The organism is Vibrio sp. 378 (assembly GCF_033339435.1).
This window is the reverse complement of sequence record NZ_JAWOUO010000013.1, coordinates 1-12,264: the sequence shown is the minus strand read 5'-3', so window position 1 is coordinate 12,264 and position 12,264 is coordinate 1. Positions and strand designations below refer to the sequence as shown.

Below are 12,264 nucleotides of genomic sequence, written 5' to 3'. Positions count from 1 at the left end.
TCAACCAACCCGAACCGGGTGCATCCGCCCGGTTCGGGACGTGGTGCGCCCTCAAACTATTTGGAGTGCATCATGGAAAAACATAACCTCAAGTCTGGATTCTGCATCTATTTCGCTGACGTCCATTTCGAGAAACAAGTCTACGCATTCGGCTCAGGACTGGGCTTCACCTCTGTGATCTACGCCTACTCACTGGGCCGAGATCCGGAAGAAGCTGAAAAGCTGGCGCTTGAGAAGTACGACTCTGATGAAACGAGGGTGAAAAGTGTGCATGTCCATTTGGCTAGAAGCCAAGACATCAACCGTTACACCTTTCCTGAACAAATGGCTGGCTTTGCTAATGCCATTCAGTCTCACCGCGCTGCTGTGAACTGAGAACCACTTTAAACCCATCGGGGCCATTACTTCCCGATAGGGATGGTAGTGGCCTCTCAACCGAAAGGAGAGAGCTCATGGCTACTATCGTAAACACCAAGTTAGGAGAACATAGAGGCAAGAAGCGCGTCTGGCTGGAAGGCCAAAAGCTGCTGCGTGAGGGTTACTATCCTGGCATGAAGTACGATCTGGAGTTGAAAGATTCCCAGGTTGTGCTTCGCGTCAAAGAGGAAGGCAAATTCACAATCAGTAAGCGTGAGCGCAATGGCCGAGTGTCTCCAATCATCGATCTGACCGCGCAAGAGCTCGCTACCGTTTTTAACGGTGTAGAGATGCTCCGCGTGTTCATTCGTAATGGCGCAATTGTAATCTCCGCTCACCACCAACAAGAGCGAGTGAACGAGCGCGTCAATCGGCTTATCAGCAAGCTGGAGAATGGAGAATCGCTTTCGGTATGCAGCCTCTTTCATGGGGGTGGGGTGCTTGATAAAGCGATTCACGCCGGTTTTCACAAAGCGGGAATTTCCAGTGCCATATCAGTGGCCGTAGAGATGGAGGGTAAATATCTCGATTCGTCTTTGGCAAACAACCCGGAGCTTTGGAACAAAGATTCAATTGTTATCGAATCGCCAATCCAGGCTGTGAATCTCAGCAAGCGTCCACCTCAGGTGGATGTTTTGATGGGGGGCATACCGTGTACCGGCGCATCAAAGTCAGGTCGCAGTAAGAACAAATTGGAGTTTGCCGAATCGCATGAGGAGGCCGGGTCCATGTTCTTTAACTTCCTGCAATTTGTAGAAGCGCTTAACCCAGCCATTGTGCTGATTGAGAACGTGCCTGAGTACCAGAATACTGCTTCGATGGAAGTGATCCGCTCGGTACTATCTTCGTTGGGGTACTCCCTACAAGAGCGTATTCTCGACGGCAATGAGTTTGGAGTGATTGAGCGCCGCAAGCGTCTTTGTGTTGTTGCGCTTTCCCACGGGATCGACGGTTTTGAACTTGAGAAGGTTCAGTCTGTTCGTACCAAGGAAAGCCGTATCCAGGATATTCTTGAGCCGGTGCCCCTTGATTCTGAACGTTGGAAGTCATTTGACTATCTGGCTGAGAAGGAGTTGAGAGACAAAGCTGCTGGCAAGGGCTTTTCTCGTCAGCTTCTGACTGGCGACAATGAGCTTTGCGGCACCATAGGGAAGGACTATGCAAAATGCAGAAGTACCGAACCTTTCATTGTTCATCCTGAACGGCCTGAGTTATCTCGCATCTTTACACCGACAGAACATTGTCGAGTGAAAGGGATACCAGAGGAACTCATCCAAGGTCTGTCTGACACTGTAGCCCACCAGATTCTCGGGCAATCGGTAGTCTTTCCCGCGTTCGAGGCTTTAGCCCTCGCATTAGGGAACAGTCTTTGGAGCTGGGTGGGAGTGATGCCAATCATGGTCACTTCATCTTTAGTGCATTAGTAACACTCCGGGGCAATGCCGAAAGGCCTTTTCTCCGGCCTATCCGAAAGGAGTGCAATCATGAAAATCGAAATTGTTGTGCCTTTACCTTCCGGGGACTCAGGCCTTCAACACTGTATTGTCAGGTTCCATAACCGCAATATGGATTCCAAGCGAAAAGACAAAACCCGTTTTTTCAGGAGGGAGCCGGTAATGATCGTAAACCCAGAGACCAAAGCAAAGGTTCTCCGGTATGCGATGGGCAATCCGGGGAATTTATCCATCACGAAGCTGGCGGTTGCGCTGGATTACGATGCTGTAGATATTCTGGGTGTTCGTTTTAAAGACACTGTAAATCTTGAGGTTCGCAGAGCCATGCGCTGGGAAGTCTGGCTGTGGTTCTGGAACCATCCAGATCAAAGTGTCCAACTGTCAATCAAACTGGGTGTGGTTGGCGCTGTTTTAGGAGTCATGGGCTTCCTGACTGGCGTAGCTCCGTACCTCTTTGGATAAGCCAATAAGCCGTTAACGGGCAATGTAAGTCCGGAGACGGCTTGCATTGCTCTCTCGTAAGTGGAGAGTCAAATGAATACATTAAAACAAGCTGTAAATCAGGGGATACTTGAGGAAGGTCTGAAAAAGGCTAAGCCATTGGCCGCGCAAATGGGACTGGAGTCTGTACCAGATGAGATGCTTGAAATGATTTGCCCAAACTTGAACTATTCTGGGCAATTTACACCGGCTCTGTACGCAAGGTTTCAAAGTGTAAAGCGATTGCTGAAAGAGTTATCGGAACAAACCTCACCCAAACACGGACATATTGTGAAGTTTACCAACCGATATGGTAGCTACGATGAGTCTGCTTTGCTGTTCAAAGAAGGCGACATCAGAAATCAGAACTTGGTTGCTTGTGTGGGTGGGAAAACGCTAAACCTCGGAGAGCTAGAGCTTCGAGATTATGGGCTCAATATGCACATCGGTTGCGGTGGACCATTTGAGCCGATCTCAGAAGTGCAGATTCAATCTTTGTTTGAGTTTGACTTCTATGAGACGACCTACAGATTCTGGGGCCAGAATCCATGTGGCAACGGGATGTTAGACATCACCGTTCCGATGAGGCGTTGGTTCTTGACTGTGTAAATTCATCCAGAGTGCGCCGAGAAATCGGCGCACCGTCCCTTTTAAAAGGGGAATTAGCGCAGGGAGAAATCCCGTGCTTTCCTAAGTTTCTCGAATTCCCTGGATGCTTCGGAAAGTGCCTTAGGCGCTCAAGTGCGGTAGCTGGCTGCCAAAAACAAACAGCAAATTATCAACCCTACCGGGGTGCTTTCCCGGAAGGGATGAGCACCCTGCTAATCCAGGAGGCTCTATGCAACAAGCATTAAACTTTGATCTGACAGAACAACCCTTTCCGGTGCTTTTGCGCGGGGATAAGTGGGATTCTGTTTGGTCAGAACTGACTGATAACGAGGATTTGAACTTCATTGATGTCAGTAGAGGAACCAGTTTGTCATCATTGATTACGTCATCGGTTGAAGCCATTCACTCGGCCTTGATTGATGGGTGGACCATGATGATTGGCTATTCCAGTGGTAAAGATTCTGAAACAGTCTTGCATCTGTTCCTGATGGCTCTAATCCGAGCTGTTAGGAGTGGCGCGGCCATCAGTCAACACCACTTCATCCTGCACACTGACACATTGATCGAAAGCCCAGAAGTAAGATGGTTGGCGGATCAGAAGCTGGCCGAGTTAGAACGTTTTATTGCAAGGGAGAATCTTCCTTTGACCATCGTTCTGGCAAAGCCGGGGATCTCGCAGAGCTGGACGGGCCGAATTCTTACAGGGAAGGGGTTGCCATCGTTTAGCAATAGCGCACGGCAATGCTCCCAGGATTTGAAAATCACGTCTGCCAAGAAAGCTAAGGCAGCTTATATGCGAGATCTCCCCAAGGAGGTTAGACAGAAAGTTTGTCTTTTACTGGGTAGTCGTGATGCAGAAAGCACCATTCGTGCAGCCAACATTGCAAAGCAGCAAGGAAGCTCAGACCGCGTTATTAAAACGAAAGATGGGGGGGAGCTGTATGTGGTGAAAAAATGGTTAGCGAGTGATGTTTGGGAATTCTTGCTATCCGCGGGCATGAGCTCATCACATCCTCTGCCAAGTTACTTGGAGAGCAATATCGCCACGGCAGAACTCTACAAGGCGGCAACAGGAGAGTGCGTGTGGTCGGCAACAGAGAGGAGGGCCAGTGATGCGTGCGGCGCTCGTTTCGGTTGTTGGGCTTGCCAAGCTGTAGGGTTGGATAAGTCGATGGAGACATTACTTGCCACGGACCCTGAAAGGCATGGCTACATGTCTGGACTGAACCGCATCCAGCGCTATCTGGCAAAACGCCGGTACGCTTGGGAAGATCGCCATCCCGTAGGTCGAACGATTTATGAGGGGGGGTACATCAAAATACAGCCGGATGTCTACAGTCCTGTTTTCCTTGAGCGATTGCTTCATATCTGTTGCAGCATGGACTACATGGAGCAAAAAAGAGCTGATGAGCTGGCTTACAAGCTAGCTACTGGGCAAGCAGAGGATAACGACTGGAACCGTCGAATGGCTGAGCCGCAATTCCGGATCATATCGGAAGAGGCTTTAGTCCATATCGACTTCATGTGGGCTTTCCATCATTTCAATGATAAGCCTTTCCATGCCCTGGAGATTTACCACAGGGTTTGGTCAATGGGGGAGCTGGATTTGCTGGAGGACGAGCCGCAGTGCGAAATCGTTCCTCAGTCACCAATTCCAAAGCCATTGTGGTTGAGGGTTGGACGCTGGGGCGATGGTTCGCTTTCTGATGGCTTGGCAGACCCGTTAGCGGAAATGGCTTACTTTGACGGCGGGGATGACCCGCTGGCAGCGAAAGTTATCAATTCCGCAGACGGAAAGAGAAGGGTGGTTTGTTTCGCAGAGGATGATGAGGTGAAAGTTGATCCCGACTCCGCTACGTTCATCATCTGGAATGAATACCCTCGACTTAGAGAGTCGGTACTAAAGGGACATTATACGCCCGGTAGTGCTGCTCAGTTCTACCTTCGGTTCGGAGCCATCCAGCTTGCGAAAGGAAAAGGCGCTTTGTACCACCGCATGATGCAAAGAGGTCAAACCTATCACCAGATGAGCCTTACAGGGCTACAGACGATGGAAGGAATCCAACAGCGTAAGGATCTCAAAGTGCTTTTCGATGACAAGTACAAAGAACTGGTGAAGCGAAAAATCAAGGGAAGACTGGCAACGGTACGCTGGTGGATCAACTTACACTTAACGTTCAATTTCCACCTGCACCACCGGACTCCGACGGGGTTGCTCATCGAAAATAACCTTTACCAAGAAGTAATAGAAGAGCAGAAACGACATCAGGAGCGATGGTTTAACTACGTGACTGACGCGATGCTCTGTTACTCCAGTGCATTCTGTATGAGTGTTATGGAAGGACGAGAGGGAAGCGGAAACGCCAACACCCGTCGTTACATGGCCGCGACCAGAAGAAAGGCGTATATGGCACTCAGCGAGCTTCAAGACAACACTGACGCTCCGTGGGTAACTGATGTTGTTCTGGGTGTCGTAGGACAGTATGAGACGATAAAGGCGGCTTTAACAGAAGGTTCCTCGCTGACTATCTATCTCAACTGGATCAACCTGCTGTCAAAACGTCATCCAGCCTCTTTGGAGCGACATGTCAAAACGATGATAAAGGCGGTCCAACGCTTACATCGCCGTGACGACACAAAGTTGCAAATAGGACTGCAAGGCTTGCCCTTGGCCGCATAAAAAGCACTCCCGAAGGGGAGCCCGCAGAATTCGGAAAAAATCGTACGCTAAGGTTTTCCGGGCATCCGTAAGGGCCGAAACTTCCCGTCTTCCAGTCTGCGGCTCTGCCGCCAGACGTAATCGCCGGTTAGGTTGATGTGCTCCCAGCCCAGCGGCGACAGGAATTGCAGCAGCTCGCCGTCCACCGGCTTGCCGGCCTCGACCAACCCCTGGGTGGCGCGTTCCAGGTACACCGTGTTCCACAGCACGATAGCCGCCGTCACCAGGTTGAGGCCGCTGGCCCGGTAGCGCTGCTGCTCGAAGCTCCGATCCCTGATTTCCCCAAGGCGGTTGAAGAACACCGCCCTGGCCAGCGAGTTGCGCGCCTCACCTTTGTTCAGGCCGGCATGCACGCGGCGGCGCAGTTCAACACTTTGCAGCCAGTCCAGGATGAACAGCGTGCGCTCGATCCGGCCCAGCTCGCGCAGGGCCACGGCCAGTCCGTTCTGGCGCGGGTAGCTGCCGAGCTTGCGCAGCATCAGCGAGGCGGTGACGGTGCCCTGCTTGATCGAGCTGGCCAGGCGCAGGATGTCGTCCCAGTGGGCACGCACGTGCTTGATGTTCAGGGTGCCGCCGATCAGCGGGCGCAACGTCGGGTAGGCTTGCACGCCCTGCGGCACGTACAGCTTGGTTTCGCCGAGGTCGCGGATGCGCGGCGCGAAGCGGAAGCCTAGCAGGTGCATCAGGGCAAAGACGTGATCGGTGAAGCCGGCCGTGTCGGTGTAGTGCTCCTCGATCCGCAGGTCGGACTCGTGGTACAGCAGGCCGTCGAGCACATAGGTGGAATCGCGGACGCCGACATTCACCACGCGGGTGCTGAACGGCGCGTACTGGTCGGAGATATGGGTATAGAACAGCCGTCCCGGCTCGCTACCGTACTTCGGGTTGACGTGCCCGGTGCTCTCGCCCCGGCCACCCGCGCGGAAGCGCTGGCCATCGGAGGATGAGGTCGTGCCGTCGCCCCAGTGGGCGGCAAAGGCGTGGCGATACTGGTGGTTGACCAGCTCGGCCAAGGCCGCCGAATAGGTTTCGTCGCGGATGTGCCAGGCTTGCAGCCAGGACAGCTTGGCGTAGGTCAGGCCGGGGCTCGACTCGGCCATCTTGGTCAGCCCGAGGTTGATCGCATCACCGAGGATTGCGGACAGCAGCAACGTCCTGTCTTTGGCCTCGGCCCCGTCCTTCAAGTGGGTGAAGTGGCGGCTGAAGCCCGTCCAGTCGTCCACGTCCATCAGCAGTTCGGTGATCTTGATGCGCGGCAGTAACTGGCTGGTTTGGTCGATCAGCGCCTGCGCCCGATCCGGCACCGCCGCATCCAGCGGGGTGATTTTCAGCCCTGACTCGGTGAGGATGGCATCGGGCAGCTCGTTGTCCTTGGCCAGGCGGGTGACGGTGGCCAACTGCTCGTCCAGCAGCTGCAAACGCTCTTCCAGGTACTGGTCGCTGTTCGGGTTGATCGCCAGGGGCAGGGCCTGCTCGCGCTTGAGTGCGGCGAACTTCTCGGCCGGCAGCAGGTAGTCGTCGAAGTCGCGGAACTGCCGCGAGCCCTTGACCCAGATGTCGCCGGAGCGCAGGGCGTTCTTCAGCTCGGACAGGGCGCAGATTTCGTAGAATTTCCGGTCGAGGCCTTCCGGGGTGATCACCAGCGGCTTCCAGCGCGGCTTGATGAAGGCCGTGGGTGCATCGGCCGGCACCTTGCGCAGGTTGTCGGCGTTCATCTCACGCAGGGTCTGCACGGCTGCCAGCACGCCTTGCGCGGCCGGCCCGTGCTGTTCCCCAACTTTTCGCTCGGCGAAGAGTATGAACATGCGCCGCCGGCGACGAATCGCCAAATCTCACCGTATCTCCCGAGCGGACGATTTCGCACCGGTCTGCCCGTCGAAGGGCTTGCGATCGAACGGGGCGACCTTTTCTATGCATGTCCGCGAGCCAGCGTCTTTTATGGCACGGCGCTCGACGCCGACCTTCGGACGCGCGGCGTAAGCACGCTTGTCATGGCCGGGATAAGCACCACCGGCGTTGTTCTTTCAAGCGTCGCCTGGGCTAGTGATGCGGACTACGACGTGCGTTTGGTCCAGGACTGCTGCTACGACCCGGATCGGGATGCCCACGAAGCTCTGTTGCGTTCCGGGTTCGGCGGACGTGTACAGGTCGTGTAATTTTCGGGCCTCGCATGATCGCGGCCATAGCCGCAGGTGGATTGGTGCGAGGCAGGGCCAGTCCAAGTCAGGGTGCGGTCATCGCGGCGCCTGCAACTCTCAAAAACCCATCGCCGTAGCGGAGGTCTTGTAATCGCATGTCATTACGCACGCCCGATTTATTGTTCACAGCGATAGCACCTGCCATTTGGGGCAGCACCTACATTGTCACCACCCAATACCTGCCGAACTTCTCACCGATGACGGTCGCGATGCTGCGGGCGTTGCCGGCGGGTTTATTGCTCGTGATGATCGTCCGACAGATTCCAACGGGAATCTGGTGGATGCGCATCTTCATCCTCGGCGCACTTAATATTTCGCTATTCTGGAGCTTGTTGTTTATTTCGGTCTACCGCCTGCCGGGCGGGGTCGCGGCGACGGTAGGCGCTGTGCAGCCGCTGATGGTCGTGTTCATCTCTGCCGCTCTGCTAGGTAGCCCGATACGATTGATGGCGGTCCTGGGGGCTATTTGCGGAACTGCGGGCGTGGCGCTGTTGGTGTTGACACCAAACGCAGCGCTAGATCCTGTCGGCGTCGCAGCGGGCCTGGCGGGGGCGGTTTCCATGGCGTTCGGAACCGTGCTGACCCGCAAGTGGCAACCTCCCGTGCCTCTGCTCACCTTTACCGCCTGGCAACTGGCGGCCGGAGGACTTCTGCTCGTTCCAGTAGCTTTAGTGTTTGATCCGCCAATCCCGATGCCTACAGGAACCAATGTTCTCGGCCTGGCGTGGCTCGGCCTGATCGGAGCGGGTTTAACCTACTTCCTTTGGTTCCGGGGGATCTCGCGACTCGAACCTACAGTTGTTTCCTTACTGGGCTTTCTCAGCCCGGGGACCGCCGTGTTGCTAGGATGGTTGTTCTTGGATCAGACGCTGAGTGCGCTTCAAATCATCGGCGTCCTGCTCGTGATCGGGAGTATCTGGCTGGGCCAACGTTCCAACCGCACTCCTAGGGCGCGTATAGCTTGCCGGAAGTCGCCTTGACCCGCATGGCATAGGCCTATCGTTTCCACGATCAGCGATCGGCTCGTTGCCCTGCGCCGCTCCAAAGCCCGCGACGCAGCGCCGGCAGGCAGAGCAAGTAGAGGGCAGCGCCTGCAATCCATGCCCACCCGTTCCACGTTGTTATAGAAGCCGCATAGATCGCCGTGAAGAGGAGGGGTCCGACGATCGAGGTCAGGCTGGTGAGCGCCGCCAGTGAGCCTTGCAGCTGCCCCTGACGTTCCTCATCCACCTGCCTGGACAACATTGCTTGCAGCGCCGGCATTCCGATGCCACCCGAAGCAAGCAGGACCATGATCGGGAACGCCATCCATCCCCGTGTCGCGAAGGCAAGCAGGATGTAGCCTGTGCCGTCGGCAATCATTCCGAGCATGAGTGCCCGCCTTTCGCCGAGCCGGGCGGCTACAGGGCCGGTGATCATTGCCTGGGCGAGTGAATGCAGAATGCCAAATGCGGCAAGCGAAATGCCGATCGTGGTCGCGTCCCAGTGAAAGCGATCCTCGCCGAAAATGACCCAAAGCGCGGCCGGCACCTGTCCGACAAGTTGCATGATGAAGAAGACCGCCATCAGGGCGGCGACGACGGTCATGCCCCGGGCCCACCGGAACGAAGCGAGCGGGTTGAGAGCCTCCCGGCGTAACGGCCGGCGTTCGCCTTTGTGCGACTCCGGCAAAAGGAAACAGCCCGTCAGGAAATTGAGGCCGTTCAAGGCTGCCGCGGCGAAGAACGGAGCGTGGGGGGAGAAACCGCCCATCAGCCCACCGAGCACAGGTCCCGCGACCATCCCGAACCCGAAACAGGCGCTCATGAAGCCGAAGTGCCGCGCGCGCTCATCGCCATCAGTGATATCGGCAATATAAGCGCCGGCTACCGCCCCAGTCGCCCCGGTGATGCCGGCCACGATCCGCCCGATATAGAGAACCCAAAGGAAAGGCGCCGTCGCCATGATGGCGTAGTCGACAGCAGCGCCGGCCAGCGAGACGAGCAAGACCGGCCGCCGCCCGAAACGATCCGACAGCGCGCCCAGCACAGGTGCGCAGGCAAATTGCATCAACGCATACAGCGCCAGCAGAATGCCATAGTGGGCGGTGACGTCGTTCGAGTGAACCAGATCGCGCAGGAGGCCCGGCAGCACCGGCATAATCAGGCCGATGCCGACAGCGTCGAGCGCGACAGTGCTTAGAATTACGATCAGGGGTCTGTTGGGTTTCACGTCTGGCCTCCGGACCAGCCTCCGCTGGTCCGATTGAACGCGCGGATTCTTTATCACTGATAAGTTGGTGGACATATTATGTTTATCAGTGATAAAGTGTCAAGCATGACAAAGTTGCAGCCGAATACAGTGATCCGTGCCGCCCTGGACCTGTTGAACGAGGTCGGCGTAGACGGTCTGACGACACGCAAACTGGCGGAACGGTTGGGGGTTCAGCAGCCGGCGCTTTACTGGCACTTCAGGAACAAGCGGGCGCTGCTCGACGCACTGGCCGAAGCCATGCTGGCGGAGAATCATACGCATTCGGTGCCGAGAGCCGACGACGACTGGCGCTCATTTCTGATCGGGAATGCCCGCAGCTTCAGGCAGGCGCTGCTCGCCTACCGCGATGGCGCGCGCATCCATGCCGGCACGCGACCGGGCGCACCGCAGATGGAAACGGCCGACGCGCAGCTTCGCTTCCTCTGCGAGGCGGGTTTTTCGGCCGGGGACGCCGTCAATGCGCTGATGACAATCAGCTACTTCACTGTTGGGGCCGTGCTTGAGGAGCAGGCCGGCGAGCGCGGCGGCACCGTTGAACAGGCTCCGCTCTCGCCGCTGTTGCGGGCCGCGATAGACGCCTTCGACGAAGCCGGTCCGGACGCAGCGTTCGAGCAGGGACTCGCGGTGATTGTCGATGGATTGGCGAAAAGGAGGCTCGTTGTCAGGAACGTTGAAGGACCGAGAAAGGGTGACGATTGATCAGGACCGCTGCCGGAGCGCAACCCACTCACTACAGCAGAGCCATGTAGACAACATCCCCTCCCCCTTTCCACCGCGTCAGACGCCCGTAGCAGCCCGCTACGGGCTTTTTCATGCCCTGCCCTAGCGTCCAAGCCTCACGGCCGCGCTCGGCCTCTCTGGCGGCCTTCTGGCGCTCCTGCTGCGGCGTCCGCTCGTGGGCCGTGGCGCGGGTCCGCGCGCCGGCCTCGTGCGCCTGGCGCTCGCGGGCGAGGTCCAGGGCGGCCGTCTTCACGTTCTGCCTTGCGCAGATGAGATAGGGGAGCCCGCAGAATTCGGAAAAAATCGTACGCTAAGGTTTTCCGGGCATCCGTAAGGGCCGAAACTTCCCGTCTTCCAGTCTGCGGCTCTGCCGCCAGACGTAATCGCCGGTTAGGTTGATGTGCTCCCAGCCCAGCGGCGACAGGAATTGCAGCAGCTCGCCGTCCACCGGCTTGCCGGCCTCGACCAACCCCTGGGTGGCGCGTTCCAGGTACACCGTGTTCCACAGCACGATAGCCGCCGTCACCAGGTTGAGGCCGCTGGCCCGGTAGCGCTGCTGCTCGAAGCTCCGATCCCTGATTTCCCCAAGGCGGTTGAAGAACACCGCCCTGGCCAGCGAGTTGCGCGCCTCACCTTTGTTCAGGCCGGCATGCACGCGGCGGCGCAGTTCAACACTTTGCAGCCAGTCCAGGATGAACAGCGTGCGCTCGATCCGGCCCAGCTCGCGCAGGGCCACGGCCAGTCCGTTCTGGCGCGGGTAGCTGCCGAGCTTGCGCAGCATCAGCGAGGCGGTGACGGTGCCCTGCTTGATCGAGCTGGCCAGGCGCAGGATGTCGTCCCAGTGGGCACGCACGTGCTTGATGTTCAGGGTGCCGCCGATCAGCGGGCGCAACGTCGGGTAGGCTTGCACGCCCTGCGGCACGTACAGCTTGGTTTCGCCGAGGTCGCGGATGCGCGGCGCGAAGCGGAAGCCTAGCAGGTGCATCAGGGCAAAGACGTGATCGGTGAAGCCGGCCGTGTCGGTGTAGTGCTCCTCGATCCGCAGGTCGGACTCGTGGTACAGCAGGCCGTCGAGCACATAGGTGGAATCGCGGACGCCGACATGGCACTGTTGCAAATAGTCGGTGGTGATAAACTTATCATCCCCTTTTGCTGATGGAGCTGCACATGAACCCATTCAAAGGCCGGCATTTTCAGCGTGACATCATTCTGTGGGCCGTACGCTGGTACTGCAAATACGGCATCAGTTACCGTGAGCTGCAGGAGATGCTGGCTGAACGCGGAGTGAATGTCGATCACTCCACGATTTACCGCTGGGTTCAGCGTTATGCGCCTGAAATGGAAAAACGGCTGCGCTGGTACTGGCGTAACCCTTCCGATCTTTGCCCGTGGCACATGGATGAAACCTACGTGA

10 protein-coding genes and 3 pseudogenes are annotated in these 12,264 nt (G+C 56.9%); 9 read left to right on the top strand and 4 right to left on the bottom strand.

Annotated elements, in window-relative coordinates:
- Positions 1 to 72: 72 nt before the first annotated feature.
- From R7Q48_RS19380 to R7Q48_RS19360, 5 genes are all read left to right on the top strand, one after another.
- Positions 73 to 375 (top strand): hypothetical protein, encoded by a 303-nt coding sequence (locus R7Q48_RS19380; protein WP_160188536.1) that lies wholly within the window; start codon positions 73 to 75, stop codon positions 373 to 375.
- Positions 376 to 452: 77 nt separating this feature from the next.
- Positions 453 to 1,841, top strand: a complete 1,389-nt coding sequence (locus tag R7Q48_RS19375; RefSeq protein ID WP_193325773.1) for a DNA cytosine methyltransferase — start codon at positions 453 to 455, stop codon at positions 1,839 to 1,841.
- A gap of 60 nt (positions 1,842 to 1,901) precedes the next feature.
- Positions 1,902 to 2,333, top strand: coding sequence for a hypothetical protein (locus R7Q48_RS19370; RefSeq protein ID WP_193325772.1), 432 nt, complete (start codon positions 1,902 to 1,904; stop codon positions 2,331 to 2,333).
- A 72-nt stretch (positions 2,334 to 2,405) separates the two neighbouring features.
- The gene (locus R7Q48_RS19365) at positions 2,406 to 2,960 is read left to right on the top strand and encodes a hypothetical protein (RefSeq protein ID WP_160188539.1); all 555 of its coding nucleotides are present in this window, start codon (positions 2,406 to 2,408) and stop codon (positions 2,958 to 2,960) included.
- A 229-nt stretch (positions 2,961 to 3,189) separates the two neighbouring features.
- Positions 3,190 to 5,640: a phosphoadenosine phosphosulfate reductase gene (locus tag R7Q48_RS19360; protein WP_210635772.1), complete on the top strand. Its 2,451-nt coding sequence runs from the start codon at positions 3,190 to 3,192 to the stop codon at positions 5,638 to 5,640.
- 47 nt (positions 5,641 to 5,687) lie between these two features.
- Here the strand turns inward: R7Q48_RS19360 and R7Q48_RS19355 are convergent.
- Positions 5,688 to 7,439, bottom strand: a pseudogene (locus R7Q48_RS19355) (Tn3-like element TnAs1 family transposase); the annotation flags it as partial.
- A gap of 3 nt (positions 7,440 to 7,442) precedes the next feature.
- On the opposite strand from R7Q48_RS19355, the gene R7Q48_RS19350 reads away from it, so the two are divergent.
- Together R7Q48_RS19350 and R7Q48_RS19345 are read left to right on the top strand one after the other, a co-directional pair.
- Positions 7,443 to 7,835 carry a cysteine hydrolase family protein gene (locus tag R7Q48_RS19350; RefSeq protein WP_001351729.1) on the top strand — a complete coding sequence of 131 codons (393 nt, stop codon included), beginning with the start codon at positions 7,443 to 7,445 and terminating at the stop codon, positions 7,833 to 7,835.
- A 137-nt stretch (positions 7,836 to 7,972) separates the two neighbouring features.
- Positions 7,973 to 8,857: a DMT family transporter gene (locus R7Q48_RS19345; RefSeq protein WP_000058717.1), complete on the top strand. Its 885-nt coding sequence runs from the start codon at positions 7,973 to 7,975 to the stop codon at positions 8,855 to 8,857.
- A gap of 31 nt (positions 8,858 to 8,888) precedes the next feature.
- Here the strand turns inward: R7Q48_RS19345 and tet(A) are convergent, their stop codons facing one another.
- The gene (tet(A), locus tag R7Q48_RS19340; protein WP_000804064.1) at positions 8,889 to 10,088 is read right to left on the bottom strand and encodes a tetracycline efflux MFS transporter Tet(A); all 1,200 of its coding nucleotides are present in this window, start codon (positions 10,086 to 10,088) and stop codon (positions 8,889 to 8,891) included.
- A 105-nt stretch (positions 10,089 to 10,193) separates the two neighbouring features.
- Here tet(A) and tetR(A) point away from each other — a divergent pair, with 105 nt between their 5' ends.
- Positions 10,194 to 10,829, top strand: a complete 636-nt coding sequence (gene tetR(A) / locus R7Q48_RS19335; protein ID WP_039045916.1) for a tetracycline resistance transcriptional repressor TetR(A) — start codon at positions 10,194 to 10,196, stop codon at positions 10,827 to 10,829.
- Positions 10,830 to 10,860: 31 nt separating this feature from the next.
- Here tetR(A) and R7Q48_RS19330 read toward each other — a convergent pair whose 3' ends face one another.
- Together R7Q48_RS19330 and R7Q48_RS19325 are read right to left on the bottom strand one after the other, a co-directional pair.
- On the bottom strand, positions 10,861 to 11,103 hold the full coding sequence (locus R7Q48_RS19330; RefSeq protein WP_000844627.1) for a transposase: 243 nt from the start codon (positions 11,101 to 11,103) through the stop codon (positions 10,861 to 10,863).
- Positions 11,104 to 11,160: 57 nt separating this feature from the next.
- Positions 11,161 to 11,955 (bottom strand): annotated as a pseudogene (locus R7Q48_RS19325) (Tn3 family transposase); the annotation flags it as partial.
- 62 nt (positions 11,956 to 12,017) lie between these two features.
- Between R7Q48_RS19325 and R7Q48_RS19320 the strand changes: the two are divergent.
- Positions 12,018 to 12,264: pseudogene (locus R7Q48_RS19320) on the top strand (IS6 family transposase); the annotation flags it as partial.